The 26,101-nt window shown below is 71.4% G+C and carries 24 protein-coding genes and 2 pseudogenes; 13 read left to right on the top strand and 13 right to left on the bottom strand.

The window, feature by feature from the left end; all coding sequences use genetic code 11:
* Window positions 1-187: 187 nt before the first annotated feature.
* A pseudogene (locus tag QK440_RS22775) lies at window positions 188-866 on the bottom strand (IS5 family transposase).
* Between the two features lie 24 nt (window positions 867-890).
* Window positions 891-1,622 (bottom strand): helix-turn-helix domain-containing protein, encoded by a 732-nt coding sequence (locus tag QK440_RS22770; RefSeq protein WP_282795030.1) that lies wholly within the window; start codon window positions 1,620-1,622, stop codon window positions 891-893.
* 30 nt (window positions 1,623-1,652) lie between these two features.
* Here QK440_RS22770 and QK440_RS22765 point away from each other — a divergent pair, with 30 nt between their 5' ends.
* The gene (locus QK440_RS22765; protein WP_282795029.1) at window positions 1,653-2,282 is read left to right on the top strand and encodes a flavin reductase family protein; all 630 of its coding nucleotides are present in this window, start codon (window positions 1,653-1,655) and stop codon (window positions 2,280-2,282) included.
* Between the two features lie 252 nt (window positions 2,283-2,534).
* The gene (locus QK440_RS22760) at window positions 2,535-3,134 is read left to right on the top strand and encodes a TIGR03086 family metal-binding protein (RefSeq protein ID WP_282795028.1); all 600 of its coding nucleotides are present in this window, start codon (window positions 2,535-2,537) and stop codon (window positions 3,132-3,134) included.
* Between the two features lie 306 nt (window positions 3,135-3,440).
* Here QK440_RS22760 and QK440_RS22755 read toward each other — a convergent pair whose 3' ends face one another.
* Both QK440_RS22755 and QK440_RS22750 read right to left on the bottom strand, forming a co-directional pair.
* Window positions 3,441-3,605: a hypothetical protein gene (locus QK440_RS22755; RefSeq protein ID WP_282795027.1), complete on the bottom strand. Its 165-nt coding sequence runs from the start codon at window positions 3,603-3,605 to the stop codon at window positions 3,441-3,443.
* 187 nt (window positions 3,606-3,792) lie between these two features.
* Window positions 3,793-4,590 carry an SDR family oxidoreductase gene (locus QK440_RS22750; RefSeq protein ID WP_282795026.1) on the bottom strand — a complete coding sequence of 266 codons (798 nt, stop codon included), beginning with the start codon at window positions 4,588-4,590 and terminating at the stop codon, window positions 3,793-3,795.
* A 59-nt stretch (window positions 4,591-4,649) separates the two neighbouring features.
* Here QK440_RS22750 and QK440_RS22745 point away from each other — a divergent pair, with 59 nt between their 5' ends.
* Window positions 4,650-5,030, top strand: coding sequence for a MerR family transcriptional regulator (locus tag QK440_RS22745; RefSeq protein ID WP_282795025.1), 381 nt, complete (start codon window positions 4,650-4,652; stop codon window positions 5,028-5,030).
* A gap of 573 nt (window positions 5,031-5,603) precedes the next feature.
* Here QK440_RS22745 and QK440_RS22740 read toward each other — a convergent pair.
* Window positions 5,604-6,539 (bottom strand): zinc-binding dehydrogenase, encoded by a 936-nt coding sequence (locus QK440_RS22740; RefSeq protein WP_282795024.1) that lies wholly within the window; start codon window positions 6,537-6,539, stop codon window positions 5,604-5,606.
* A 95-nt stretch (window positions 6,540-6,634) separates the two neighbouring features.
* Between QK440_RS22740 and QK440_RS22735 the strand changes: the two genes are divergently transcribed.
* Window positions 6,635-7,303 (top strand): TetR family transcriptional regulator, encoded by a 669-nt coding sequence (locus tag QK440_RS22735; protein ID WP_282795023.1) that lies wholly within the window; start codon window positions 6,635-6,637, stop codon window positions 7,301-7,303.
* Between the two features lie 190 nt (window positions 7,304-7,493).
* Here QK440_RS22735 and QK440_RS22730 read toward each other — a convergent pair whose 3' ends face one another.
* Entirely contained in the window at window positions 7,494-8,210 is a 717-nt protein-coding gene (locus QK440_RS22730; protein ID WP_282795022.1) for an acyltransferase, read from the bottom strand.
* Between the two features lie 146 nt (window positions 8,211-8,356).
* Here QK440_RS22730 and QK440_RS41445 point away from each other — a divergent pair.
* Window positions 8,357-8,508: pseudogene (locus QK440_RS41445) on the top strand (IS5/IS1182 family transposase); the annotation flags it as partial.
* A gap of 363 nt (window positions 8,509-8,871) precedes the next feature.
* Here the strand turns inward: QK440_RS41445 and QK440_RS22725 are convergent.
* From QK440_RS22725 to QK440_RS22715, 3 genes are all read right to left on the bottom strand, one after another.
* Window positions 8,872-9,150, bottom strand: a complete 279-nt coding sequence (locus QK440_RS22725; protein ID WP_282795021.1) for a hypothetical protein — start codon at window positions 9,148-9,150, stop codon at window positions 8,872-8,874.
* Window positions 9,151-9,747: 597 nt separating this feature from the next.
* On the bottom strand, window positions 9,748-9,954 hold the full coding sequence (locus QK440_RS22720; RefSeq protein ID WP_282795020.1) for a hypothetical protein: 207 nt from the start codon (window positions 9,952-9,954) through the stop codon (window positions 9,748-9,750).
* 614 nt (window positions 9,955-10,568) lie between these two features.
* Window positions 10,569-11,990: an NAD(P)-binding domain-containing protein gene (locus tag QK440_RS22715; protein ID WP_282795019.1), complete on the bottom strand. Its 1,422-nt coding sequence runs from the start codon at window positions 11,988-11,990 to the stop codon at window positions 10,569-10,571.
* Window positions 11,991-12,098: 108 nt separating this feature from the next.
* On the opposite strand from QK440_RS22715, the gene QK440_RS22710 reads away from it, so the two are divergent.
* Window positions 12,099-12,968, top strand: a complete 870-nt coding sequence (locus tag QK440_RS22710; RefSeq protein ID WP_282795018.1) for an NAD(P)-binding domain-containing protein — start codon at window positions 12,099-12,101, stop codon at window positions 12,966-12,968.
* 4 nt (window positions 12,969-12,972) lie between these two features.
* Window positions 12,973-13,344, top strand: a complete 372-nt coding sequence (locus tag QK440_RS22705) for a metalloregulator ArsR/SmtB family transcription factor (protein WP_282795017.1) — start codon at window positions 12,973-12,975, stop codon at window positions 13,342-13,344.
* A gap of 114 nt (window positions 13,345-13,458) precedes the next feature.
* On the opposite strand, the gene QK440_RS22700 is transcribed toward QK440_RS22705, so the two are convergent.
* Genes QK440_RS22700 through QK440_RS22690 form a run of 3 tightly spaced genes read right to left on the bottom strand, consistent with a single transcriptional unit; the run spans window position 13,459 to window position 15,916 of the window.
* Window positions 13,459-14,517 (bottom strand): ArsO family NAD(P)H-dependent flavin-containing monooxygenase, encoded by a 1,059-nt coding sequence (locus QK440_RS22700; RefSeq protein WP_282795016.1) that lies wholly within the window; start codon window positions 14,515-14,517, stop codon window positions 13,459-13,461.
* Window positions 14,514-15,611: an ACR3 family arsenite efflux transporter gene (gene arsB / locus QK440_RS22695; RefSeq protein ID WP_282795015.1), complete on the bottom strand. Its 1,098-nt coding sequence runs from the start codon at window positions 15,609-15,611 to the stop codon at window positions 14,514-14,516. Before arsB ends, QK440_RS22700 begins: the two co-directional genes overlap by 4 nt.
* Window positions 15,608-15,916 carry a metalloregulator ArsR/SmtB family transcription factor gene (locus QK440_RS22690; protein WP_282795014.1) on the bottom strand — a complete coding sequence of 103 codons (309 nt, stop codon included), beginning with the start codon at window positions 15,914-15,916 and terminating at the stop codon, window positions 15,608-15,610. The genes arsB and QK440_RS22690 overlap by 4 nt, the downstream gene beginning before the upstream one ends.
* A gap of 99 nt (window positions 15,917-16,015) precedes the next feature.
* On the opposite strand from QK440_RS22690, the gene QK440_RS22685 reads away from it, so the two are divergent.
* Entirely contained in the window at window positions 16,016-16,435 is a 420-nt protein-coding gene (locus tag QK440_RS22685) for an arsenate reductase ArsC (protein WP_282795013.1), read from the top strand.
* Between the two features lie 54 nt (window positions 16,436-16,489).
* Here QK440_RS22685 and QK440_RS22680 read toward each other — a convergent pair whose 3' ends face one another.
* Entirely contained in the window at window positions 16,490-17,155 is a 666-nt protein-coding gene (locus QK440_RS22680; RefSeq protein ID WP_282795012.1) for an MSMEG_1061 family FMN-dependent PPOX-type flavoprotein, read from the bottom strand.
* A 1,738-nt stretch (window positions 17,156-18,893) separates the two neighbouring features.
* Here QK440_RS22680 and QK440_RS22675 point away from each other — a divergent pair.
* The 5 genes from QK440_RS22675 (at window position 18,894) to QK440_RS22655 (ending at window position 26,101) form a co-directional block, all read left to right on the top strand.
* Complete coding sequence (locus tag QK440_RS22675) at window positions 18,894-20,372, top strand: sugar transferase (protein ID WP_282795011.1); 1,479 nt, start codon at window positions 18,894-18,896, stop codon at window positions 20,370-20,372.
* A 73-nt stretch (window positions 20,373-20,445) separates the two neighbouring features.
* A complete protein-coding gene (locus QK440_RS22670) occupies window positions 20,446-21,861 on the top strand; it encodes a nucleotide sugar dehydrogenase (RefSeq protein ID WP_282795010.1) in 1,416 nt (471 codons plus the stop codon).
* Window positions 21,851-23,119: a glycosyltransferase family 4 protein gene (locus tag QK440_RS22665; protein ID WP_282795009.1), complete on the top strand. Its 1,269-nt coding sequence runs from the start codon at window positions 21,851-21,853 to the stop codon at window positions 23,117-23,119. Before QK440_RS22670 ends, QK440_RS22665 begins: the two co-directional genes overlap by 11 nt.
* Window positions 23,109-24,497: a Wzz/FepE/Etk N-terminal domain-containing protein gene (locus QK440_RS22660; protein ID WP_282795008.1), complete on the top strand. Its 1,389-nt coding sequence runs from the start codon at window positions 23,109-23,111 to the stop codon at window positions 24,495-24,497. Before QK440_RS22665 ends, QK440_RS22660 begins: the two co-directional genes overlap by 11 nt.
* Window positions 24,494-26,101 (top strand): Wzz/FepE/Etk N-terminal domain-containing protein, encoded by a 1,608-nt coding sequence (locus QK440_RS22655; protein WP_282795007.1) that lies wholly within the window; start codon window positions 24,494-24,496, stop codon window positions 26,099-26,101. Before QK440_RS22660 ends, QK440_RS22655 begins: the two co-directional genes overlap by 4 nt.

The following is a 26,101-nucleotide window of genomic DNA, read 5'->3' as shown; positions in this document are numbered from 1 at the left end:
CACCGTCTACCTGGCCGCTCTGCACATCGCGGGTATCTTCATCTGGTCCGCTCGATGATCCAGAAGAAACGGCCTAGGCCTTGGACCGGGGGAGCTGGAATGGCGGACTTTACATCGCTGGGACCTTCCTCTGGTCCGTCCGGTGATCCGAACGAAAGCCCCTAGGTTCTGTCGTCAAATGTCACGCCTACATCAGGAGTGACACGAGGGTGACTGCTGCGTTGTAGAACTCGGCGGTCTTGACGTACCGGGTGGCGATGCCACGCCACTGCTTCAGGCGGTTGAAGCACCGTTCCACGACGTTGCGGTGCTTGTAGATCACGCGGTCGAAGGCAGGCGGGCGGCCTCCGCGGCTGCCTCGTCGGGCCCGGTTGCGGACCTGATCGGCCCGTTCGGGAATCGTGTGGGCAATGCCCTTGCGGCGGAGCCAGACGAAAGCGAGCGGACGGCCTCGCCCGTCACAGGCCAGATGGATCTTGCTGGTCAGACCGCCTCGGGACCGGCCGAGGGCCAGGTCGCGGAGCCCCCTCTTCGAGCCCGGCCGCATGCTGGTGAGCCCGGACGACGGTGGAGTCGATCGACACCAGCCACTCGACATCACCCGCCGCATCGGCCTTAGCCTGAGCGGCCCGCAGCATCCGGTCGAATGTTCCATCCGCCGTCCACCTGCGAAAACGCGTATGCAGCGTCGCCCACGGAACATAGCGCTCGGGCGCGTCCCGCCAGGCCGTCCCAGTCCGGAACTTCCACACGATCCCGTTCAGGACCCTGCGGACGTCCAGCCGCTTGCGCCCCCGCAACGACTCGGACAGCAGCGGCCGGACGAACTCCCACTCGAGGTCCGACAGTTCATGGAGACGTGTCACGGCACCATGATCCACCAGCGGTGATCATTTGAAGACACTGCCTAGGTGCTCTTGGAAGGCGTCGCGCCCCTGGTTCGTCAGCCGTACGACGCGGGAGCCTTCGGCCGGCACGAGCCAGGACTCCTGAATCGCATAGTGGAATAGGGCCGCGGCGACCGCGCCCGCCAGATGCAACCGCCGCTCCGTCCAGTCCAGGCACGTGCGTACGTGTGGTGCCACTTGCTGGGAGATGCCCGTGTCCGCGAGCCATGCGGCGCCCGAGGGAGTAAGGACCGGGCCGAACTCCCAGTCCAGAAATCCCTGTTCGGTCATCGCGTCGGTGATCGCCACGGACAAGGAGCCGCCGAGATGGTCGTAGCAGACGCGGGCGAAGGCAACGGCACGGTGCTGGCGGGCGGCAGCGAGTGAGCGAACCGGGACAAGCCGCTGAGGTGCCCGGGCGGCAAGGGCTTCGATCATCTCGGCGATGACGGGGTCCGCCAGGCGCACATAGCGGTGCCGGCCCTTACGCTCCTCGGTCAACAGGCCGCCCGTCACCAGACGGTTCAGGTGGCTGGTCGCCGTGGACGGTGCAATCCCCGCGAGCTGCGCCAGTTCCGTCGCCGTCCATGCGCGGCCGTCAAGCAGCGCGAGGCAGAAGGCGGCGCGGGTGCGGTCGGCCAGCAGCGCCCCCAGGGCGGCGAGGTCCGGTTCCTTGGTGTACACATCAGGGCTGATCACAGCACCATTGTCGTCAGTCGACGCTTCGACGCACATCGAAACGTCCCGCCCCTAGCGTCTTGAGGCATGACGACTGACGCCCACCGAGTGGTCCGGCCGAGCATCCTGTACTTCGGCACGCCCGTGGTCCTGCTGACCACCGAGAACGATGACGGCACGTTCAATCTTGCCCCGATCTCCTCCGCCTGGGCACTGGGACAGCACATCGTCCTGGGCCTGGGCAGAGAGAGCCAGACAGCGAGCAACCTCGCGGCGCGCTCCGAGCTAGTGATCAACGTTGCCTCGCCGGAGCTGTGGGAGCAGGTGGAGTGCCTGGCACCGCTCACCGGGGCCAACCCGGTGCCCGAGAGCAAGCGGGCGGTGTACCGATACGAGCCCGACAAGTTCGCCGCGTCCGGGCTCACCCCGGCCAGTTCTCACGTGGTTAAGCCGCCGCGCGTCGCCGAGTGCTCGCTGCAGTTGGAAGCACGGGTTCGTGCACTGACGCCGGGCGGAGCGGGTCTTTTCTTCAGCGTCGAGTGCGACGTACTGCGCGTCCACGCCGACGAACGCATCGTCGTGCCGGGCACGCACCACATCGACCCCGCTCTTTGGAGTCCGCTCATCTACAACTTCCGCCACTATCACGGTCTGGGACCGGAGGTCGGATACGGCTTCCGCTCACAAACGGTGAATACAACGACCCGTGCCGCGTAACAGGCTTTCGGCGTCCAGCCGGACGGCCGGCAGAGCCAGGCCCCAGGATGCCGTGACCGCGGTAAGAGGTTGTGACAGCTTCGTCGCGATGCTCGGTGCCTTGTGGATGAGTTTTCCGTGGGGTGCATCACGGCCAGCGAGCGATGACGAAGGCTCCGAGTTTGGCCTTTCCGCTGCGGAGCGGGCGAACGGAGGTGATAAAGGTCCGATTTCCGCTGGGAGCAGCAACCTTCATCGCCCAGACTCGTCACCATGAATGACACAGTCAACACGTTGCTCGGCTACTTCGACACTGCGGCAGGAGGTTTCAGTGATCGGCTGCGGTCGGTGCCGGACACGTGCTGGGAGAAGGCCACGCCGTGTACCGAATGGAATGTGCGTCAACTGGTCAGCCACATGATCCAGGGAAGCCGCATCTACACCTCGCTCCTCCGTGGCGGCAGCAGTGCGGAGTTCATGGCGAACTTGGAGCAGGAGACGCTCACAGGCGACCTGGTGACCACCTACCGGGATGCGGTTGCCGAGTGCCGGGCGGCGTTACATGCCGTGGGCGCGCTCGACCGCATCGTCGACTACCCGTTCGGTCCTGTTCCTGGCCGGCAGCTACTTGGCCTGTACGTCGTTGACGCGATCACCCACACGTGGGATCTCGCCCGCGCAGTACAGCTAGACGAACGACTGGACCCGCGCACGGTCCGCTGGATCCTCGACAACTTCCAGTGGATCTATCATGGCGTGAGCGAAAGCCCGCTTGCGGACAGCAGCCGCTACTACGGGCCGCCCACGGATGCGTCCACGACAGCCGCCTCCGAGCAGGAGCAACTTCTGCGCACAATGGGACGCAGGATGTAGACCCGGGTCTCGAGGACAGGGTGCGGTCTTACCGCCCGGTCGGGCCGGGAAGCGACGCCACTGACCTGGCATCATCACTTGAATATGCCCGCGCGGTGTTGTCTTCGCTTCGAATGCCGCGAAGGGACCAGTGGGCCAAGGGCAGAAGAAGATTCCCGAATCTCCTCCACAGGGCACCTGCGTTCGGTCTGCACCGTGCCCCCGGTGCGCCCGCCACACCGAGGTCTCCGCAGACATGGGCCTGGTTGGCCCGTGCACTCAGCGCCGCGGCGGTTTCCCAGGCGTCGCCCAGGCCCCGGAACCCTTCTAGGCCCGGTCGATGAGCGCCTCGGCGGCTTCCTGGTCCCCGACACCGAACAGGGCGAAGCCGAGGAACCACTGGGCTCTGGCTGCTCCCGCGGGCCCCACGTCCCGTAGCGCTTCGGCGGCGGTCCGGCTGTCCCTCGTCCGCTCGGTGTCGTCCCCGACCAATACGGCGAACCCGCTCGCCAGACCCAGGATTGGGCGCGTCCGAGATCTCCACCTCGGGCTGAGCGGCCGCATCATGGCACAAGCTGGGAAGGAGGGCGGGTACGACGTGGCCACCACGCAGGATGTGCGTTCCCCTGCGACCGGCTGAGCCGGTCGCAGGGGAACGCCGTCTACCGGGCGGAGGCGGTCACTCGCCGAGACCCTGGCCGAACCCGCCGTCCACGGGCAGTTCCACGCCGGTGGTGAAAGTGGCCTCGGCGGCCAGGTACAGCGCGGCGGCGGCGACCTCTTCCACGGTGCCTCCTCGGGCCATCGGCGTGGAGGCGTTGCCCTGTTCGATGAACTCGGCGCGCTGCTCTTCGGTCAGTTCGGCGACGCCCATGGTGGGGGTGAGGATGAAGCCCGGGGCGATCGCATTGACGCGGATCTTGCGGGGAAGCAGCTCGGCGGCGAGCACCTTCGCGAAGGCGGCGACAGCCTCCTTCGCCCCGGAGTAGGCGCTGAGACCGGGGAAGATCCGGTCGTTGGAGACGGTGGTGAACACGATCGAACCTCCCTCGGACATCAGCGGGACCAGTCGCTGGACGGTGAAGAAGGCACCCTTGGCGTTCACTTCGAAGATGCGGTCCCACGATTCCTCTGTGACCTCTTCGAGCGTCTGGAATTCGGCGATGCCCTGGTTGATGAACAGGTAGTCGATGCCGCCGAGGCGGTCGGCGACCTGATCGCCGAGGGCGGCGATGGCGGTGGCGTCAGTGGCATCAGAGCGCACCGGGTGGGCCAGCGGGGTGTCGAGCGCCGCCTGGGCCTCGGCGAGCCGCTGGTCGCTGCGCCCGGTGTACATCACTTCGGCGCCGCGGTCGGTCAGGGCTTGGACGATGGCCCGGCCCATGCCGATGGTGCCGCCGGTGACGACAGCTCTTTTGCCTGCCAGGGTCTTCGGATCGATGGTCGAACGTTGCTGAGTGCTCTGGTTCGTTGACATGGCGGCTAAGCTAAACCTTGACGTCAATGTCAGAGTCAAACTTCTATGCCGGGAGTCACATGTTCATCGGCGAGCTGTCGAGGCGCACCGGCGTCAGCACCAGGAGCCTGCGGTACTACGAGCAGCAGGGGTTGCTGCGACCGCAGCGGCGGGCCAGCGGCTACCGGGAGTTCGACGAGTCCGACGTGGCCGCCGTGCGCCGGGTCCGGATCCTGCTCGCGGCCGGGCTGCATACCGACCTGATCCGGGAGGTGCTGCCCTGCATGGCTGACGAGGGAGCCATCCTGGCGCCGACCTGCGAGGAAATGGCCCAGGACCTCGCGCACGAACGCGAGCGCCTGAGCCGCTCCATCGAACAGCTCCAAGCCGCCCATGCCATGCTCAGCTCGATCATCCACGCAGGCGAAGCGTTCACCGCCGGGGTTGGCCGCGACGGATAGGGACGCGAGTTCCACGGCGGATGCGTCCACAATCCCGCTGACAGCACCGGTGCGTTGCCGCCCTCTGGCTTTCGGGCGGCTTCGAAGTCTGCTTTCGTAGCCGGCGCCCGGGCCTTCGCGCGCCGGGCCTGCCAGGGGCTCTACTACGAGAAGCAGAACCCGAAGCTTCCGCCGCCCGCGTTCGCCTCGGCACCGGCGTGGCGTCTGCCACCGGCCCCCGGTTCCGGGCGAGGACGGGAACTATGCTCCGTCGTCGCGGTCGGCCGCGGGGCCGGATACGGACACCCGAGCCAATGGCCGTCCCGCGTCGGGGGGCAGTCAGCGCGGATGAGGTCGGTGCCGGGGCAGCCGCCGCGGTGATGTCGGTGCCGCCGAGGGAGAAACGGGGGGGGAAGCTCTCGTGGTTGCTGGCCGTTGACGAGGGTGGTGGGCAGTGACGCGCCGAGGATCAGAGCACGCGGCAGCGCCAGTTGGAAGCACCGTTCCAGTACGGAGAGAGAGGCACGGTGCGCCGTGCCTCTCTTGCTTTCCTCCGGGTCACCCGCGCGGTTCCTGCCGGGGGCTGCGCCCGGATCAGGGCCGGGTGATGTCCAGGACCGCCTTGCCGTGGAGGCGGCGGCCGAGCAGGGCCTCGACGGCGCCGGCGGCCTCTTCCCAGTTGCCGCGCCAAGAGATGTGCGCGTCGAGGTCTTGGGCGGCGACCTGGTGGGCGAGCCACGTCAGGTCGCGGGCCAGACCACGGCAGGCCAGCAAGAAGAACGTGGTCAGACGGCGGTCGTGCCGCCCTTGGTCACCGAAGAGGGCGCCATAGGGGAAGGTTTCGTCTTCGTGCGCGGAGTGACCGACGGCGACAAGCGTGCCGCCCTCGGCCAGCTTGCCGTAGGCGTCCACGAGTTGCCGTCCCCCTACGAGATCCACGACGCCGTCCACCGGCTCCGTGAGGTGCAGCGGTTCGGCCACGACCTCGTGGGCGCCCAGTCGGCGCAGGCTGTCGCCGTGCCGCTCGGGGGCTCCGGTGGAGGCGGTGACATGGGCTCCGCCGCGCCGGGCGAGTTGCACCAGATAGCGGCCCGTACCACCGGTGGCGCCCGTGATCAGGACGCGTCTGCCCAGCAGCGGGCCAAGGCGGTGCAGGGCGCGCAGGGCACTGGCTCCGGCGACGGGGACCGTACTGATGGCGCCCAGGTCACCACCCGATGGCGCCACTCCTATCAAGTCGGTGTCGGCGGCGCGCAGTTCGGCCCAGCCCCCGGTGGGGCCCAGGGTGACGACGGGGGTGCCGACGGGCGGGCCGGAGCCGTCGGCCGCCGCGCGCTCGATCACCCCTGCCGCGTCCCAGCCCAGGACGGCGCCGTCAGCCGCGTCCTTGAGGACGATCCGCACCTCGCCGTAGTTGAGGGAGGTGGCCGCGACTCGCACCAGAGCCTGGTGGGGGGCGGGTTCAGGATCAGGGACCTGAGCAAGGCGCAGGCCGGAGGGGGTGGAGCGGTCGACAAGCAGAGCCCGCATGGCGGTGCACCCTTCAGGAGATGGCAGAGACACCAACCTGCCACTGAGTGGCACTTGCTTGCAAGAGGCATTCTCCTCTCGGGTACGCTTGCTCCATGGACAGACCGCGCCGAGCAGCCGAAGCCGGACAGCGGCTTCCCTTGCGTGAACGCAAGAAGCAGCACACGCGTGAAGCCCTGACCGATACCGCCCTGCGGCTGTTCAGCGAGCGCGGCTTTCACGGCGTGACCCTCGACGAGCTCTGCGACGCGGTCGACACCTCCAAGCGCACCTTCTTCCGGTACTTCACCAGCAAGGAAGACGTCGCCATGACCCCGCTGCACGACCTGTGGCGGTCCTTCCTGAAAGACTTGGAAGTGCGCGAGCCCAGCGGCGGTCCGCTCCTGCAATTCCTGCAGGAAGCCCTGCTCGCCGCGCTGGAGGCCATGCACCCCGACCACTGGGCACCGCGCGTCGCGCTCAACCGTCAACTGGCCGAGCAGACACCCTCCATCGAGGCGCACGGCCTGCGCTTTTGCCGTGACACCACCCGTAGCGCACTCGACATCCTCCACCAGCGCCTGGGCCTGGCCACCGACAACGACCCGCGCCCACGCCTGGCCCTGGACATGCTCGTGGCCTCCTTCCACTGCGCACTGGACACCTGGACCGCCCAGCCGTCCGCCCCCGCGCGCGACACCCTGGCCGCCCACCTGCGCACCGCCTGCTCAGCCCTCCCCGAGAGCCTCACCCTGCCCACTCCACCCTGGCCACCGCGTTCCTGACCCGCCCGTCCCGCCCGCAGCCGTCGCTCCAACCAGGCGTTGAAACGAGACGCCCTCCTCGCGGAGCAGGACCCGAAGGCCTCCGTGGCTGATGTCGTCGACCACCAGCACAGTGTGCCGGACGCGCGCCGCCGGAGGGGAATCCGGACGGTGCGTCACCTCACACAGCTCAAAGGTCACTGATGCGGCGCTAGCCGCCGTTCAGAACCTCATCGTCCGCGTGTGTACCGAATTCGGCGACGCGTACCTCCGCGATCTGCTCGTACCGGCTGATCCGGTCGGTCCACTCCGCGTCGACGCCGAACGCCGCCTGCGCGAAGGCCACCCGGCCGACGGCCTCGGGCAAGCCCGGATCACCAGGGGCCAGCAGCCGCACCGGCGCGTCCAGCGCCACGGTGTGCGGCGGCACGAAGTACTCGTCCGGCAGAACGGTGCGCGCATGGACGAGCGCGCCGACAGCGACAACCGAGCCGGCCCCCAACCGTGCGCACTGCAGAACCGTCGCCGAGGCCGCCACATAGACGCACCTGCCGACCTCGCAGCCCAGCAGCGTGGCATGCGGTCCCACGAAGACGTGGTCGCCGACAAGCACCGGCTGATCGCCAGTGACCGCAGACCCACGCAGCACCGCGTTCTCGCAGACCACCGCCGCCTCCCCGACCTCGATCCGAGACCCCTCGGCATCGAGCACCGCGCCGTACATCACCCGTGCCCTCGGGTCCACACGGACATCACCGACCAGCGTGGCCGTCGGGGCGACATAGGCGGTGGGATGGACCTGCGGTTCATGCCCGCGGTGCCGGATGCGGAGTCCCTGCGTTTCAGCGATCACGAACGGATTCTCGCCCGACCGTCCGCGAGCGTGCTGGCGGTTTCCGGACATCGCGTTCGACGAGACCTGTGCCATCCGCGATCCAAGGCACTACAGGGCGAGCGTTGGCTGATGCGGCTCTAGGCGGTAGGCCGGACGACAGGCTTGGAGTGCAGGCGGGCAGCGTGCGGTGATCGTCTCCTCGCACGTGCGGGTGTCCGCATGAGCGGTACGTCCAGGTCATGAGCGCGCGACGCCCGTATCCGCGTGGTCTGTCCCACGCCCGGCAGGAGTTGTTCGAGCCGGTCCTGGCGGCCTGGCGCTTCGAGCGCGGCGGCCGGGCCTGGACTGCGGCCGACCGCCCGGACACGGCCTGCGCGAGGTCATGTCTGCGGATCACAGGGTCTTTCTCGCCGCCGGACTTGCCCACGGATCACGGCACTGGCCCGACTGGCGCAACGGCGACTATGGCCGGGGACAGCAGCGGGGCGGTGGGCCCGCTGCGGGCGGAGGTCTGCTCGCTCTTGTTGGTATCGGCCGAGGCGGTGCCGGCAGCAGCGACCGCAAGGGCGGCTGTCAGCAGCGCGGTGACGGTGACACGCAGAGGCACGGGCATGCTCCATTCAGGATGATCGCTTGCGGGACGACAAGCGGCGTGGGTGAGGAGGGCAGCCGGACACGGCCCCCCGGGACACCGGCTGCACCGCTGCGCCGGGCGGTCCGGGCCGCGGGCGCAGCGCTGTGGCCGGGAGGGGTGTCAGGGCAGGAGCGCGGTGACGGTCTCGGCCTTGGCGTAGTCGACCAGTGCGTGGTTCAGGGTGTTCTTGGCCATGTTCTGGTCGTGGACCTGCGCGTTCGAGCAGCCGTCCGAGGTGGAGCCGGGTGAGAGGAGCACGATGTTGCACAGCATCGTGGACTTGGCGGTGCCGGTGTTGGTGTCGGCTGCGGCACCCGGTGCTGCGGCCAGGGCCGTGCCCGTGGTCAGTACGGCGAGTGCGCCGAGCCGGGTCAGGCGGCGGTGGGGGGCAAGGGGCATGCGCATCCTCACAAACGGGTGTGCGCTGACGGTGGCGCCCGGCCGCAGCAGCGGAGGGCCCGGGCACGGCCCGGGCGCCACCGCCCCGGGGCCACCAGAGGCTCAGGCACTCCACCACCTGTGACATCGGCGGAACGTCACATGAACATCCCGTGCGCTGATCAACGGCCCGTCGATGGCAGGGGCACGCGCCCGCAGGACGGAATTCACCACAGCGCAGGTTGACGAACGGGCTGGAAGACAACCTCTTCATGTAAGCGCAACCCGGCGCGTGTTGCACCTGCCCCTGGTGTGATCACAGCCTCGGACGGTGCGTGGCGGCCAGGCGGGCTTCGATGCATGTCCGTCCAGTCGGTTGCGGCGCGTCGGCGCCAGTGCGCGGCGGTGACCGGGTGGAGGCCGAGCAGGGGGGCAGGCTCGCGGGTGGCAGGTCCTGGGCCAGGGCGACGAGCGCGGTGGTGCGGGCGGGGCGGTTGGGGATGTGGTGGGTGGCCAGGCGGCGGCCCAGGACGGCCGCGGAGAGATGGGGCCGGGCAGGTGCCCGGGGACCAGCCAGCCGGAGGGCGTGTCGGCGGCCCAGCCGGCCGGCGCCGGCCGTTACACGAGGTCGGTCAGGATGCGGGCGAGGGAGTCCGGCAAGGGGATGGGGCCGCGGTCGAGCGTGAGGCAGGTGGCGCCGTCGGTGGTCGACACGGCGGTGGCCGGCAGCGCAGCAGGGACCCGCTCCGCGCCGCCACCGGGCCGGGCGGCTACCGCGACCTGCCCTGTGCCCCGACCTGGTGTGCTCGCCGCGGGCCAGAGCATCGAAGTCCTCTTTCGGCGCTACGCCGCGTTCCCGGCCCCGCGAGGCCGTCACGCGTGGCCTTCGAGTCGTCGGAAACGGCTGGTGCGGTGCGGCCTCGCTTGAATACACCCGAAGACATCGACAGCCCTGCGCCGCGAAGACAGCCGTCTTGCTTCCGGGGGGACGGTCATGCACTGAAGAGCCTTGCTCCTGAAGAGCCTTGCACTGGCGAATCCGGGACTCCGGCCCCTTTCAGCGACCCGCCTGCGCACGCTTCGTCAAAGACTTCTTCTCGTCCCGTACGGCACGCTCCTGAAGAGATGCCGGAGACGGCCGCAGGGGAAAGCCGGGAAACGGCGGAGGACTGTGGAGACGACGGAGCGGACGCATGAGGACGACATCCTCTCAGCCCTCTTTCCACGCGCCGGGAGCCAGGGAGTCACGGAGTCAGGAAGGCCGTACGGGACGGGCATCGGCTCGTCTGGCGGCAGCCGTGCGTCGCCGGGTACGTCTCGGGCCGGTCGCAGTGCCGCCCGCCCTCGGCGCGGGTAGGCGGCTGGCGGGCAGGGCGGCGCATGGGTCGCGACCGGTCCCCCGTTCCGGTCGCTGCCTTGCGTGGGAGTGCCCAGGTCGGTCACGAGCCGCAGCAGCCGCCAGCCGGAGCCTGCTCGTCGGCCGCTCCGACCGCGGCGGGGGCGCCGAGCTGGACGAGCTGCGGCGCGGGTGCGCAGCAGCCGCCGCCGTCGCCCTCAGTGGCGTCCGGAGCGTCCGGGGCGTCGGGGGCGTCGAACAGGCCCGCGCCGCCGCACACCCCGGTTTCGGGGAGGGTGAGTTCCACGCGGTCGGCGGAGGCGAGGTCGCCGGCGATGGCGGCGGCGACGGAGCGGACCTGCTCGTAGCCGGTCATGGCGAGGAAGGTCGGGGCGCGGCCGTAGGACTTCATGCCGACGAGGTAGAGGCCCTGCTCGGGGTGGGAGAGCTCACGGTGGCCGTGCGGGTAGACGGTGCCGCAGGAGTGCTGGTTGGGGTCGATCAGCGGCGCCAGCGCGAGGGGTGCTTGCAGGCGTTCGTCCAGGCCCAGGCGCAGCTCGTCGAGGAAGGACAGGTCGGGGCGGAAGCCGGTCAGGACGATCACCTCGTCGACCGCGTCCAGGTGGCGGCCGTCCTCACCGACCAGGACCAGGCGGCCGTCGGTGTCGCGTTCGACGGCCTCGGTGCGGAAGCCAGTGACCGCGTCGGCGTGACCGGCGTCGACCGCGGCCTTCGCCGCCAGGCCCAGGGCGCCGCGGGCGGGGAGCTGGTCGGCGTCGCCGCCGCCGAAGGTGGAGCCGGAGATGCCCCGGCGCAGGATCCAGACCGCCTTGGTTCCCGCGCCGTGGTCGGACGCGGCGAGGTCGGCGAGGTAGGCGAGAGCGGTGAAGGCGGAGGCGCCGGAGCCGATGACGGCGGTGCGCTTGCCTGCGTACCGGGCCCGCACGGTGGGGTCCTTCAGGTCCGGGACGCGGTAGGTGATCCGGTCGGCCGCGGCCTTCTCGCCGAGGGCGGCAAGGCCGCTGCCGCCGGCCGGTGACGGCGTGGCCCAGGTGCCGGAGGCGTCGATGACGGCGCGGGCGAAGAGGCGCTCCTCGCGGCCGTCGGCGTGCGCGGCGTGCACGACGAACGGCTGCCGCTCCCGGTCGGCGTCCACGATCCGGTCCCGGCCCGCCCGGGAGACGTCGGTGACACGCGCGCCGTAGCGGACGCGGTCACCGAGGGCGTCGGCCAGTGGCTGCAGGTAGAGCTCGGCCCAGTCGCCGCCGGAGGGGTAGGCGGCCGCATCGGGTCGCGTCCAGCCGGTGGGGGCCAGGAGCTTCTCGGCGGCGGGGTCGACGACCTCGCCCCAGGTGGAGAACAGGCGTACGTGCGCCCACTCGCGCACCGCGGTACCGGCATCGGGCCCGGCTTCCAGGACCAGGGGCTCGATGCCCTGGTCGATCAGGTGGGCGGCGGCGGCCAGACCGACGGGGCCGGCCCCGATCACCACCACAGGCAGCTCGGCGGTGGCGGATGCGTTCATGGCGACTCCTCACTGTTTCGACATCGGTCGATGTCTTGCGCGGCCCAGCATGGCACCTGTATTGATGGGCGTCAACATAGACACATCTCGAAGCCGGGTCTTGCACTGATGGAGCGGATCGACGTCGCCGTGTCGGTGGCGGCCCGTCCGGATTCACCACCGCCCACGCGCTGCTGCGGCGCGGGGGCGCGGCCGGTGGTAGTGGAGGCGACCGGCCGCGCGGCCGGGTTGTGGCCGTGCCACGACGACAGCCTCACGCTGTTCTCACCCGTCCGGTACGGCTCCCTTCCGGGCATGCCGTTCCCCGGCGCCGACCGGGACCGCTACCGGCACCGCGACGAGGTCGTCGCCCACCTCACCGCGTACGCCGACCGGCTGGACGCCGAGGTCCGCACCGGCTGCCGCGTCAGCGTGGGCCGCCGTACCGGCGGCGGCTTCGAGGTGGAGGTGGAGGGCGGCGACCGGCTGTCCGCGCGGGCAGCCGTCGCGGCGTCCGGGGCGTTCGGGTGCCCGCACCGGCCAACACCGCCGGGCCTTGAGGAGTTCACCGGCCAGGTGCCGCACGCCGACTACCGCGGCCCGGCCTCGTTCACCGGCCGCAGGGTGGTCGTCGCGGGGGCCTCGAACTCCGCGGTCCAGATCGCCGCCCAGCTCGCCGAGACCGCACGGGTCACGCTCGCCACCCGGGCACCGGTGCAGTTCGCCGCGCAGCGCGCCCTCGGCCGCAACCCGCACTGGCGACTGACGCATACCGGCCTGGACGCCACCCCGCTCGGCCGACTCCTGTCACGCCCGCCGACGCAGCCGGTCCTCGACGACGGGGTCGGCGTTCGTCTGGCTGGACCGGCAGCGCAGCTTGTCGTCGCACTCGCCGCGCCGCGTGGGCCGGGACGCGGACCGCGTCACCCACCGCCCGGCCGCCCGCCTCGTGCGCCGGTGAAGGGTCTCCCCGTACTGGTTCGACGTGTGTCAACATAGACGTATGTCGAACGCGAAGGTGCTGCCGCTGCTCGAAGCCGACGGCCAGAGTGTGGTGCCGTGCTGCCCGCCGCTGACCGAGCGCCCGATGACCGCCCAGGAGGCCGAGACCGCGGCGCGGATGTTCAAGGCGCTCGGGGACCCGGTCCGGCTGCGGCTGTTCTCCGCCGTGGCCTCGCACGAGGACGGGGAGGCGTGCGTGTGCGACATCTCCGATGTCGGCGTCTCCCAGCCCACCGTGTCCCACCACCTGAAGAAGCTCAAGGAAGCCGGGCTGCTCACCTCCGAGCGGCGCGGCACCTGGGTGTACTACCGGGTCGAGCCGTCGGTCCTCGCCGCGATGGGCAAGCTGCTGACCACGCCGGCCGTCGCCTGACGAGCGGACGGACAGGGGACGTGCGCGGCGCGGAACGCGCGACGCGGACCGCATGACGCGGACCGCGTGACGCGGACCGCGTGACGCGGACCGCCGCCCCGGAAAGCACCGCCGTCACAGGAGCCGTGCGATCGCGCGGGCCGCGTCACGGGCCGGGCGGCCGACGCCGATGAGGGTGGCCGACGCCGGACCGGTCCAGTCGCCGTAGCCCAGGAGATGCAGCCTCGGCTCGCCCAGTGCGCGCGTGCCGTCGGTGGGGATGTGTCCCCGTGGGCCGCGCAGGCCCAGCGGGGCGAGAGGGGCGAGAGCCGGGCGGAAGCCGGTGCACCAGACGATCGCGTCCGCACCGCTGCGGGTGCCGTCGTCCCACCGGACGCCGTCGGCGGTGAGCCGGCTGAACATCGGCTTCGCGGCCAGGATGCCGGCGTCGCGGGCGGCCCGGACGGGCGGCACGGCGACGATGTCGCCGAGCGAGGCCACCCCACCGGTGTCGCTTCGGCCTTCTTCGAGCGCGCGGCGGCGGGCGGTGGCGACGTCGAACAGGGCCCGGCCGTCGATGTCGTCGGCCAGGAACCGCGGCGGGCGCCGCGTCACCCAGGTGATCTCGCCACGGCCGTCCAGGGCGAGGTCGACGGCGATCTGGGCGCCGGAGTTCCCGCCGCCGACCACGATCACGCGCTGCCCGTCGAAGTCGGCCGGACGGCGGTAGTTCACCGCATGGAGCTGCCGGCCGCCGAAGAGGTCACGGCCGGGGACGGCGGGCAGGAAGGGCCGCGACCAGGTGCCGGTCGCGCTGATGACGGCGCGGGCCCGCCAGGTGCCGGAGTCCGTCTCGGCCAGGAGCCTCTCGCCGTCGCGGCGTACGGCCTCCACGCGGGTGCCGTGCCGGACGGGCAGGTCGTAGCGCTTCTCGTAGTCGGTGAGGTACTCCACCACGTGCCCGGCGTCCGGGTACGTCCGGCCCTTCTGGGCGGGCATGAGCCGGCCGGGCAGCGAGGAGTGCTCCGCCGGGGAGAACAGGCGCAGCGAGTCCCACATGTGCTGCCAGGACCCGCCCGGCGCCGCGTCGGCGTCCAGGATCACGAAGTCGAGGCCCTGGCGGCGCAGGTGGTAGCCGGCGGCGAGCCCGGCCTGGCCGCCGCCAACCACCACCACGTCCGCGTGCCGTGTCACGGGGCCGTGGTCAAGGAGGCGGCTGCGAACTTCTTGCGCCAGGCGAGCGCGACGTAGACCAGTCCGATCAGCACCGGGACTTCGATGAGCGGGCCCACGACCCCGGACAGCGCCTGGCCGGAGGTGACGCCGAAGGTGGCGATGGCGACCGCGATGGCCAGCTCGAAGTTGTTGCCCGCCGCGGTGAACGCCAGCGTCGCGGTGCGGTCGTAGGCCAGCCCCAGGCCCTTGCCGAGGAGGAAGGTGCCGAAGAACATCAGGGCGAAGTAGACCAGCAGCGGCAGCGCGATCCGGGCCACGTCCAGCGGCTGGGAGGTGATGGTCCTGCCCTGGAGGGCGAACAGGATGACGATCGTGAACAGCAGCCCGTACAGGGCCCACGGGCCGATCTTCGGCAGGAAGCGCCGCTCGTAGCTGTCGCGGCCCATCTTCTTCTCGCCGATCCGGCGGGTCAGGAAACCCGCCAGCAGCGGGACGCCGAGGAAGATGACGACGTTCAGGGCGATCTCCCCCATCGAGATGTCCAGGTGCTCGCCGTCGCCAAGGCCCAGCCAGCCGGGCAGCAGGTCGAGGTAGAACCAGCCCAGCAGGCCGAACGCCAGGACCTGGAAGACGCTGTTGAGCGCGACGAGGACGGCGGCGGCCTCGCGGTCGCCGCAGGCCAGGTCGTTCCAGATGATGACCATGGCGATACAGCGGGCAAGACCGACGATGATCAACCCGGTGCGGTACTCGGGCAGGTCCGGCAGGAAGATCCACGCCAGCGCGAACATCACCGCCGGGCCCAGGACCCAGTTGATGACCAGGGAGGAGATCATCAGCCTGCGGTCGCCGGTGACGGCGTCCAGCTTGTCGTAGCGCACCTTGGCCAGGACCGGATACATCATCACCAGCAGGCCGAGCGCGATCGGCAGGGAGATCCCGCCGATCTCCACCTTCGCCAGCGCGTCGTTCAGTCCGGGAATGATCCGGCCGAGCCCGAGGCCGACGGCCATGGCGATGAGGATCCACACGGCGAGGTAGCGGTCGAGCGTGGAGAGCTTGGCGACGACGGACGCGTCCTGGATCGTCGCGGGCGCTTCGGTGCGGGTCACGGGCAGGCCCTCTTGTTGTCGGCGGTCGCACGGGCCTGTTCGGCCAGGTCGGCGAACTGCCCGGCGAGCGAGGCGATGACGTCCGCGCGGAGCCTGTAGTAGGTGAAGCGTCCGCACGGCTCGGTCTCGACGACCCCGGCCTCGCGCAGGACTCTCAGGTGGTTGGAGAGGTTGGTCTGCTTGGCACCGGTCTCCTCCACCAGGTGGGTGGTGCACAGCGTCTCGCGGGCGAGCAGGGTCACGATCCGGAGCCTGAGCGGGTCGGCCAGCACCCGGATCAGGTCAGCGTCGACTGACGTCATCATGGGCTGATACTGTCACATCACCCGGGACTGATACCAGCCGGGGCTGACCCGTAGGCCCGTCGAACCCGTCGAAGTCGAACCCGTCGAAGGGGCCTTTCCATGTCCTCCGCTCCGCTCGCCTCCGTGCTGTTCGTCTGCGTCCACAACGCCGGCCGCTCGCAGATGGCCGCCGGTTTCCTCGCCCACCTCGCGGGCGACCGCATCGAGGTCCGCTCCGCCGGATCCGTCCCCGGCGACCAGGTCAACCCGGCCGCCGTCGAGGCCATGCGGGAGGTCGGCATCGACATCTCCGCGGCCCGGCCGAAGGTCCTCACCACCGAGGCCGTCCAGGCGTCCGACTACGTCATCACCATGGGCTGCGGCGACGCCTGCCCGGTCTTCCCCGGCAAGAAGTACCTCGACTGGGCCCTGGAAGACCCGGCCGGCAAGGGCGTCGACGCCGTCCGCCCGATCCGCGACGAGATCAAGACCCGCATCGAGGCCCTCATCACCGAGATCGAGGCCAAGCAGCAGGCGTGAGTTCCGCTCCCCGGCCCCGAACGGAAGGAGTCAGTGGTCGCCGTCGGTCCGGGTTCACTCGTAGCGCAGGCGCAGTGACTCCCGTTCGGTCTCCTCGATCTGGTCGATGGTCAGGCCGGGCAGGTTCAGTTGGGCCAGCGTCACCTCGGCGCTGGTCGGCTGGGCGTCGGCGGGCAGCCACTGCTCCGGTCGCCAGGCGTTGGCGCGCATCAGCGACTTCGGGCAGTGCGGGTAGGCCTGCTCGACCTCCACCACGATCGCCGTGACCGGCGGTTTGCCGACGGGAGTGAGCTGGGCGAGCAGCTCAGGGCGCGCCGAGACGCAGGCGCGGCCGTTGACGCGCAGCGTGGTCGGGCGGCCGGGTATGAGGAAGAGCAGTCCGACGTGTCCGGTCTGCAGCACGTTGTGCAGGGTGTCGAGCCGCTTGTTGCCGGTCGCGTCGGGTATCACCAGGGTTCGTTCGTCCAGCACCGATACGAACCCGGCCGGGCCCCCACGCGGCGTCACGTCCGCCCGGCCCTCGGCGTCCGCGCTGCCGATGAACACCAGCGAGGAGCAGCCGATCAGTGCCCGGGTCTCCTCGGTCAGGTGGTCGATCTCCTTGCGGAGCGCGTGGGGGTTCGGCTGCGGGTAGAGCTCGCGCAGTTGGCCCGGGCCGGTGAGGGCGTCCGCCCGGAGGGATTCGAAGAGCGAGCCGACGGCTCCAGTACTGATCATCATACGGGCGACCCTAGAAGACGCCCGAGGCAGTGCGCCGGTCAACGCGTGATCTCACCCGCGTTGACCGGTCGCCTCTTCTCGGCTTCTCGGCTTCTCGGCTTCTCGGCGTGCCGGAAGGGCATGGCGTGTCCCCCCATGGAGCGGTCGGACTCGACAAGGCTGATCAGCCAGTGACCGCCGCCCTTCGTCCGCGCCGGTCCGCTCACGGCAGACCGTCTTATACGGCCCCCGGTTTCGCTCACCACATGGCTGTCGCGCGCACCGCTCGGAGCGAATGCGACGCACTCCTTGGCTTGTTGCCCAGCCCGCGCCCGCGCCGCATCACCGGCCAGGTCGCAGTACAGCGATAACCTGCGCCATTTGCAACACGTCGACTACGAGAGAGCGCTTACCCTGCCGGGAATGCAGCCACTTTTGAGGGTGGTTTCCTCGCCATTCGGGGGGCTCGCAGTGAACGCCAACCCAGCGCCTGACAGCACCCGTTACTTCGGGTAGGCAGCGTGCGGATGCCTTCACGGGAAGCATTACTCCGGTGAAATCGACGACCAAGGCGCAGCGGTATTCCCTGCGCGTGAGCCCGTCATGGGTCGCGGCGCGAGCAGACCACCTTCCGTCACGCCTTCGCTATGTGGTCCGGGCACCGTGCCGCCGGTCTCGGTTCACACGCCTGCACCCAAAGCGGGTGCGCCAACTCGCCGCGTCGAACAGTAGTAACCGCCCCTCTCGAACCCTCCTGTCCGACGCCGTCGCGCTCACCCGCCGAAGCGCTGTCTCGCCGAGGCGATCTCTCCATACAGCAGCACACCACAGCCGCGCCCGCACCCGAGCCCGTATCCGAGTCAGCAGGCGTCGACGAACTGCCTTTCGCAAGCGCCCCGTTGGGCGCCCGGGCACCACTGCACACACGTCTTACACACCATGCCCACATCGATCCGCGTTGAATCGAGCCGGGTCGATCCGGATCGGGTCGGCCCGGGCCGGATCACGGCCGGGACCAGGCAGGCAGGGCCGGGCCGAGGACTCGTCGACCGGAGGCCGTCCCCGCCCCGCACGCACGTCGACGTACGGCCATGGCGGAGACAACCGCACCGCACCCCCGCCGAAAGGCGTCGACGAGGTGCTCGGGCGGGGGCTCGAAGCGGTGTCCAGACGCCCCGGTGCCACTGGTTCCGGTGGTGCGGGGAACCGCCATCGACACTGGTCACGGCGTACGTTCTCGGCGTCGAGGCCGCCGTGGACGGTCACCGGTCGGTGGACCTGGCATCAAAGCTTGAGCACAAATTGCACACATCCCCTCTTCATACTGGCCGCGATGGTCTACATTGACCGTGCTTCAGCAGTTCGGGCGTGAAGCAGCCTTTAATGATCTTTAGGTTTGGCACTGCGGACAGCAGTAGTCGCGTCCCCGGCGCCAGGCGTGGGGGTGATCAGTTCTCGGGGCCTCGGGGGGCTTGGGTGCGGGGAGCACCCAAGATTTCGAGCAGGTTCCGTGTACCACGAAAAGTCTGGCCGGACATACGAGTCCGCTGCCGCCAGGTGAGTTGTTCAAGTAGCGCTGAGAGAGCCGATACGTCATGCGCGGAGGCAGTGCTGTGCCTCCCGCAGGGGAGAAATAGCGCGGTGCGGAAGGCGGGGGCCTTCCGGGGGAGGAACAGCGCGGCGCGGGAGGCGGGGGCCTCCCGGGGGTGGAACAGCGTGAGGCGAACACGTCGTATCACTGGCGACCTGGGGGGGTTCTGTGCAGCAGGGGGGATTGGTCAACCCGTTTCCGTCGGCGCGGGGGCGTCTGGCGAACGGGGACATCAGCGGGCACGCGATCGACTGGGAGCAGCGCTACCGCCGTACCGTGATCACCAGCGACACGGTGGCCACCGCCTTCGTGGTGGCGGCGATCGGCATCTTCTTCGGGGCCCGGGACGCGGCCAACTGGCATGAGAAGTGGGGCATCCTGGCATTCGGCACCGAGTTGCTCGTGCTGGGGGCCCTCGCGGTGAGCCGGTCCTGGGCGCCGGCCGTGCTAGGCCAGGGCGCCGAGGAATTCCGCCGGCTGGGGCGCGCGCTGTTCACGGCGGCCGTCGTTCTGGCGCTCGGCGGGATCGCCCTCACCTCGCGCAACATCAAGCTCTGGATCTTCGTCGCGATCCCCGCGATCGCGCTCGTCACCATGACCGCGCGGTACCTGCTCCGCCTCCGGCTGCACGGTCACCGGAAGGAAGGGCGGTGCCTGCGGCCGGTGCTCGCCGCCGGGAGCCCCGCCACCGTGCGCGACCTGATCGCCCGGTCCCGGAAGTTCCCGCACCTCGGCTGGCGGGTGGACGCGGTGTGCACGGCGGACGGTCTGGGGCCCGACGGCGACCAGCTGGACGGGGTGCCGGTCGTCGGCCGGCTGGCGGACGTGGCCAACCACGTCCGGCGCGACGGCTACCGCGTCGTCGCGGTCACGCCGGACCCGCACTGGTCGCCGGACCGGCTGCAGCGGCTGGCGTGGAACCTGGAGGGCAGCGACGCCGACATGGTCGTGGCGCCCGTGCTGATGGAGGTGGCGGGCCCGCGGCTGCACGTCGACGCGGTGCTCGGGATCCCGCTGCTGCGGGTCAGCATGCCGACCTTCACCGGCGGTCGAAGAGTGGTCAAGGAGGTCGTCGACCGGGTCGGCGCGGCGGTCCTGCTGCTGCTGTTCGCGCCGCTGATGGTGCTCGTCGCGCTGCTCGTGCTGGTGGACAGCCGGGGCGGGGCGTTCTACCGGCAGCGCAGGGTCGGCAAGGACGGTTGCGAGTTCACCATCTTCAAGTTCCGCACCATGGTCGCCGGGGCGCACGGCGTACGGGCCGGTCTCGCCGACCGCAACGAGGGTGCCGGCCTGCTGTTCAAGCTCCGCAGCGACCCGCGGGTGACCCGGGTGGGAGCGGTGCTGCGCCGGTACTCGATCGACGAGCTTCCGCAGCTCCTCAACGTGCTCACCGGCTCGATGTCGCTCGTCGGCCCGCGGCCTCCGCTGCCGGAGGAGTCCGCCGCGTACGGGCCGGACATCCGGCGGCGCCTCCTGGTCAAGCCCGGGCTCACCGGCCTGTGGCAGATCAGCGGGCGCAGCGACCTGCCCTGGGAGGAGGCGGTCCGCCTCGACCTGCGGTACGTCGAGGACTGGTCGCTCGCCCTGGACACGGTGATCTTGTGGAAGACCCTGCGTGCCGTGATCCACGGTCAGGGGGCCTACTGATGTGCGCAATCCGCCGTCCGCGCGGCACGCGGACCGCAGGCCCCACGGGCCTGCCTGGGGGGAGTGACGGGTCATGAGGGTCAGCGTTCTCGGTCTCGGCTACGTGGGCTGCGTGTCGGCCGCGTGCCTGGCCGGCATGGGCCACGAGGTCATCGGCGTGGACGTGAACCAGGTGAAGGTCGACCTGGTCAACGACGGCAAGGCCCCGGTGGTCGAGGAGCGGATCGGGGAGCTCGTCGCCGAGGTCGTACGGACCGGGGCGTTACGCGCCACCGGCGACGTCCGCGAGGCGATCATGGGCAGCGACGTGTCGCTCGTCTGCGTGGGGACGCCGTCGGAGCCCAACGGCAGCCTCTGCACCACGTACCTGGAACGGGTCACCGAGCAGATCGGCGCCGTACTGGCGGACCGCGTCGGCCGCGGCGGGCCCGACGGCACGGGCGGGCCAAGTGGCGCCGGCGAGCCAAGTGACACCGGCGGGAAGAGGGGCACCAGCGGGCCCGATGGCCCCGGGGGGCGGCACACCGTCGTGTTCCGCAGCACCATGCTCCCGGGCACCTGCCTGAACCTCCTCGTCCCGCTCCTGGAGAAGCACACCGGCGGCACGGCCGGGGTGGACTTCGGGGTCGCGGTCAACCCGGAGTTCCTGCGCGAGGGCACCAGCGTGCGGGACTTCTTCGACCCGCCCAAGACCGTCATCGGCGAGCTCGACCCGGCGAGCGGCGACACCGTGGCGGCCCTGTACGACGGGGTGCCCGGCGAGGTGTTCCGGGTGCCGGTCCCGACGGCCGAGGCGATCAAGTACGCGGACAACGCCTTCCACGGCCTCAAGATCGGCTTCGCGAACGAGCTGGGCGCGGTGTGCCAGGCGCTCGGCGTGGACTCGCACCAGGTCATGGACGTGTTCCTGGCCGACCGCAAGCTCAACATCAGCCCCGCCTACCTGCGGCCCGGCTTCGCCTTCGGCGGCTCCTGCCTGCCCAAGGACCTGCGCAGCCTGGTCCACGCGGCGCAGCGGGCCGACGTCTCGGTGCCCATCCTCGCCCATGTGCTGCCCTCCAACTCCGCTCATCTGCAACGCGCGGTGGAGCTGGTCGAGCGCACCGGCAAGCGCCGGGTGGGGATGTTCGGGCTGTCCTTCAAGCCCGGCACCGACGACCTCCGCGAGAGCCCGCTCGTCGAACTGGCGGAGCAGCTCTTCGGCAAGGGCTACGACCTGAAGATCTACGACGCCAACGTGAGCCTCTCGCGGCTCCTCGGCGCGAACCGGGAGTACATCGAGAACCGGCTGCCGCACCTCGCGCAACTGCTCGCGGACTCCGTGGACGAGGTGCTCGCCCACGCCGAGGTGTGCCTGGTCGGGAGCAAGGACCCGGCCGTGCTCTCGGCGCTGCCGCACGGCGCGGCACCGGTGATCGTCGATCTCGTCCGCCTTCCCGACGCCACTGCGCGCCGGACCGAACCGGGGTACATGGGCCTTGCTTGGTGACACGAAGCGCGACGGCCGGCCGGGCCGGCGCGCGCTGATCCTGGTGGAGAACCTGTCGGTGCCCTTCGACCGGCGGGTGTGGCAGGAGTGCACGACGCTGCGCGACGCGGGCTGGGAGGTGCACGTCATCTGCCCCCGCGGCGCCAAGCGCGACACGGAGGCCGAGGCGGAGATCGACGGGGTGCGGATCCACCGCTACCCGCTGCGCGCGGCCACCGGCGGCCCGGCCGGCTACCTGCGCGAGTACGGGGCGGCGCTGTGGCACACGTACCGCCTGGCCCGCAGGGTCGGACCGGTGCACGTGGTGCACGCCTGCAACCCGCCCGACCTGCTGTTCCTACCGGCGCGGTGGCTGACCCGGCGCGGCGCGCGGTTCGTCTTCGACCAGCACGACCTGGTGCCCGAGCTGTACCTGTCCCGGTTCGACCGCGGTGAGGACCTGCTGTACCGCGCCGTGTGCGCCCTGGAGCGGCTGACCTACCGGGCCGCGGACGTGGTCCTCGCCACGAACGAGAGCTACCGGGACGTCGCGGTGCGCCGCGGCGGCAAGAGCCCGGAGGACGTCTTCGTGGTGCGCAGCGCGCCCGCCACCGACCGGTTCCAACCGGTGCCGCCGGAGCCGGAGTTGAAGCAGGGCAAGCCGCACCTGCTGTGCTACCTCGGGGTCATGGGGCCGCAGGACGGCGTCGACTACGCCCTGCGGGCCCTCGCCGCGCTGCGCGACGAGCTCGGGCGGACCGACTGGCACGCGGTGTTCGTCGGCTCCGGTGACGCCTTCGACGCGATGGTGGAGCTGTCCCGGCGGCTCGGTCTCGGTGACCAGGTCCGGTTCACCGGGCGCGTTCCGGACGCCGACCTGGTGCGCCACCTGTCCACCGCGGACGTGTGCCTCTCCCCCGACCCGCGCAACCCGCTCAACGACGTGTCGACCATGAACAAGGTCCTCGAGTACATGGCGATGGGCAAGCCGATCGTCTCCTTCGACCTCCTGGAGGCGCGCGTCTCCGCCGGGGACGCCGCCGTCTACGCGCCGGCCAACGACGAGGCCGCGTTCGCCGGGCTCATCGCCCAGCTCCTGGACGATCCCGAGCGGCGGGCCCGGATGGGCAGGATCGGGCAGGAGCGGATCACCGGGCCGCTCGCGTGGCGGAACTCGCAGGCGTCGCTGCTCGCCGCCTACGCCGCCGCCTGCCGCGGCCGCACCCCGGTGGCGGCGGGCCCGTCCGGCCAGGGAAGAAGGCGCGTCGTTGAGCGATGACACGATACGCCTGGTCACGATCGGGCGGATCCTGCGCCGGCGCTGGCGGCTCCTCACCGTCCTCGCCGTGGTCGGCGCGCTCGTCGGCTACGGCGCCTCGGTGCTGTTCCCGCCGCGCTACACGGCGGCCGCGTCGGTACTGCTGCCCGGGCAGTGGGAGGACCGCGAGCTGCTGACCCAGGCGGAGATCGCGACCAGTTCGGCGGTGGTCGACCGCGCCGCCGCCTCGCTCGGCCGGTCCGGCGGCGAGCTGCGGGACCGGGTGAGCGCCAAGGCCACCGACGGGAACATCATCAAGATCTCGGGTACGGCCGGATCCCCGGAGCGGGCGCAGCGCCTCGCCGACCGGGTGGCCGGGGAGTTCGTCGCCTTCGCCGCGCGGATCGCGGGCGGCGGCACCGACCCCGAGGCGGTCACGGGCCCCGAGGACCTGCGGCGCAAGGTGGCGGAGACCAACCGCCGCATCACCGAACTGGCCGACGCGGCCGACCCGGGGCGGACCGTGGAGAGCGTCCAGGCCCGCACCGCGCTGGAGAAGCTGCGCACCTCGCTGGAGGAGGCCATGAAGAAGCTGGACCAGGCCGACCCGGCGACCACCACGGCGGGCATGGTCGTCATGGGCCCCGCGGCCCGGCCGGACGGCGCGGCGCCGCCGACGCGGACGCAGCTCGTCGTCGGCGGGGCGCTGCTGTCCTTCCTGCTCGGGGTCGTCGGCCATCTCGCGGCCGCGCGGGTGAACCGCAGGCCGCGCACCGAGCCGGAGGTCGCCGCGGCGCTCGGCTCGCCCCTCCTCGGCGCCGTCGACGTACCGGCCGAACGGCCCGCGCGCCGGCCGGGGCAGGGGGGCCCGCGGGACCGGGCCCGCCGGTTCCTCGGCCTCGACACCCGGTGGGACGTACCGGCCCCGCAGCGGTCCGGCGACGAGGCCGGCAGACGGGTCCGCTACCGGCGGGTGTGCGCGCGCCTGCGCGAGCGGCTGCCCGGGCCCCGGCGGTTGCTGGTCGTCGTACCGGACGGCGACGACGTCGCCCTGCGGGCCGCCGAGCAGCTCGTCGCCGAGGCCGGGAGCGCCTCGTCCGAGGGCTCGTCGGGCGGCGGGCCGCTGCTGCCGCGGGTGGTGCGCGTGCCGGTGTCCCAGCCGATGGTGCCGGACCGCGACACCGCGTCCGGTGCCCTGGTCGTGTCCAGCGCGGGGAACTGGACCGCGGAGGAGCTCGCCGGTGTCGCCGAGGCGTGCGCCGACAGCGGGCACGAGGTCGTCGGCGTCGTCGTCGCGGGCACGGTCCTGGCCCGGTCGGAGCGGTCCGCCGGGCGTCCGCCGAAGGACGCCGCCCTGGCGCTCGCGGTACGCGGCCAGGCGACGGGAGGTTCCGCGTGACGACCCGCACGACCGGCACGACCGGCACGACCGCGGAGTCGCCCGCCGCGGCTCCGCTGCTCGACCTGCACGCGCTGGTGGTGGCGGTGCGCAGGCGCCGCCGCCTGTGGTCCTCGCTGGCCCTGCTCGGGCTGCTGGTGGGCGTGGCGGTGGCGGTCCTGCTGCCGCCACCGCCGACCGCGGTGACCAAGGTGCTGGTCGCGCACGAGGAGGACCAGCCGAACGACACCGGGACGCTGATCCGCACCGACGTCGAGATCCTCGGCACCACGCGGATCGCCGGGAAGGCCCTGCGGGCCCTGAAGTCCTCCCAGGAACCGGAGGACTTCATGCGGACCTACCGGGGCACCGGCCTGACCAACAACGTGCTGCGGATCGAGGTGACGGCCGGCAGCGACGCGGACGCGGTGGCCCGGGCCAAGGCGCTGGCCGACGCGTTCGTCGCGGACCACGTGGGCCGGATGTGGAAGGCCGCGAAGGCCGAGTCGAAGGCCCTGCTCGACCAGCGTGACCGGATGCGGGACGAGCTCGCCCGGGTCAACGAGGCGATCGGGGAGCGCTCGCCGGAGAGCGACCCGAAGGCGTCGGCGAGCATCGAGTCGCTCTTCGCCCGCCGGGCCGAACTCAACTCGCGCATCGCCGACTTCGACCAGCGCGCAGCGGACGCCCGCACCGGCACGCCCCAGCTCGTGGCCGGTACGCAGATCGTGGACGCCCCGCGCGCGGTGGGGCACTCCCTGCCCAGGGCCGCCGCCACCAACGCCGCGATCGGCCTGGTCCTCGGGCTCGCGCTCGGGCTCGCGCTCGCCGCGGTCGGCACGGTGGTGGCGGACCGCCCCGTGCTGCGGCGGGAGATCGCGGCGCACCTCGGCGCCTCGGTCGTCGCGGAGCTGCGCCACCCGCCGCGCCGGTGGGCCGTGCCCTGGCGGGGCCGGCGGGCCCGGGCGGCACGCGAGCGCCTCACCGCGACCCTGGTCCGCGCCGTGCGCGGCTCACCGGAACCGGTGTCGCTGCTCGAACTGGGCTGCGCGCGCGCCGCGGGCGTGCTCGCCGTGGACGTGGCCCGGGCCCTGGCGGCGGAGGGGCCGGTGGTCGTCGTCGACGGCCTGCCGGGCCCGGGGCTCGCGCACCGCCGCCCGCGGCCGGGCGACCCGCCCGTGGTCACCGGCGAGCACGCCGCGGACGCCCCGCAGCAGGCGCGCCGGCTCGGCGTCGGCTCGGTGGCGCCCGGCACGGCCTGGACCGACCTGCGGTACCTCGGCGACCGGACCCTGCTCGTCGTACGGGCCGGGCACGGCAGCGCCGCGTGGCTGCACACCGTGGCGCGGCACCTCGCGGACCAGCAGATCCCGGTGCTCGGCGTGGTGCTTGTGGAACCCGATCCGCGGGACCGGACCGACGGCACGCTGTGGGACGGGAGGCACACCGCGCCGCGCGGCCCTTATGAACGGCTGGCCCGGCAGAACGGGACGGGTCAGCCGCGGACGGAGCGGACGGCCCGGAGGAACGAGACGGACCCGCCGCGCACGGAGCGGACGGAGCGCACGGAGCGCACGGCGCTGCCGGCCGCGCGGGTGCCGAACAGCGACCAGGGGGCGCGGTAG

The organism is Streptomyces sp. CC224B (genome assembly GCF_030010595.1).
Lineage (GTDB): Bacteria > Actinomycetota > Actinomycetes > Streptomycetales > Streptomycetaceae > Streptomyces > Streptomyces longispororuber.
Note: the sequence above shows the minus strand (reverse complement) of the source record. Positions and strands in the feature narration are given on the sequence as shown.

Bases quoted from the DNA above. Each gene is read 5' to 3' on its own strand.
- QK440_RS22685 (WP_282795013.1), top strand. From the start codon at position 16,016: ATGTCCTCCGCTCCGCTCGCCTCCGTGCTGTTCGTCTGCGTCCACAAC.
- QK440_RS22690 (WP_282795014.1), bottom strand. From the start codon at position 15,916: ATGATGACGTCAGTCGACGCTGACCTGATCCGGGTGCTGGCCGACCCG.
- QK440_RS22765 (WP_282795029.1), top strand. From the start codon at position 1,653: ATGACGACTGACGCCCACCGAGTGGTCCGGCCGAGCATCCTGTACTTC.
- QK440_RS22715 (WP_282795019.1), bottom strand. From the start codon at position 11,990: ATGAACGCATCCGCCACCGCCGAGCTGCCTGTGGTGGTGATCGGGGCC.
- QK440_RS22740 (WP_282795024.1), bottom strand. From the start codon at position 6,539: ATGCGGGCTCTGCTTGTCGACCGCTCCACCCCCTCCGGCCTGCGCCTT.
- QK440_RS22735 (WP_282795023.1), top strand. From the start codon at position 6,635: ATGGACAGACCGCGCCGAGCAGCCGAAGCCGGACAGCGGCTTCCCTTG.
- QK440_RS22680 (WP_282795012.1), bottom strand. From the start codon at position 17,155: ATGATGATCAGTACTGGAGCCGTCGGCTCGCTCTTCGAATCCCTCCGG.
- QK440_RS22720 (WP_282795020.1), bottom strand. From the start codon at position 9,954: ATGCTCTGGCCCGCGGCGAGCACACCAGGTCGGGGCACAGGGCAGGTC.
- QK440_RS22725 (WP_282795021.1), bottom strand. From the start codon at position 9,150: ATGCCCCTTGCCCCCCACCGCCGCCTGACCCGGCTCGGCGCACTCGCC.
- QK440_RS22760 (WP_282795028.1), top strand. From the start codon at position 2,535: ATGAATGACACAGTCAACACGTTGCTCGGCTACTTCGACACTGCGGCA.
- QK440_RS22730 (WP_282795022.1), bottom strand. From the start codon at position 8,210: ATGGCACAGGTCTCGTCGAACGCGATGTCCGGAAACCGCCAGCACGCT.
- QK440_RS22770 (WP_282795030.1), bottom strand. From the start codon at position 1,622: ATGTGCGTCGAAGCGTCGACTGACGACAATGGTGCTGTGATCAGCCCT.
- QK440_RS22705 (WP_282795017.1), top strand. From the start codon at position 12,973: ATGTCGAACGCGAAGGTGCTGCCGCTGCTCGAAGCCGACGGCCAGAGT.
- QK440_RS22670 (WP_282795010.1), top strand. From the start codon at position 20,446: ATGAGGGTCAGCGTTCTCGGTCTCGGCTACGTGGGCTGCGTGTCGGCC.
- QK440_RS22750 (WP_282795026.1), bottom strand. From the start codon at position 4,590: ATGTCAACGAACCAGAGCACTCAGCAACGTTCGACCATCGATCCGAAG.
- QK440_RS22745 (WP_282795025.1), top strand. From the start codon at position 4,650: ATGTTCATCGGCGAGCTGTCGAGGCGCACCGGCGTCAGCACCAGGAGC.
- QK440_RS22710 (WP_282795018.1), top strand. From the start codon at position 12,099: ATGGAGCGGATCGACGTCGCCGTGTCGGTGGCGGCCCGTCCGGATTCA.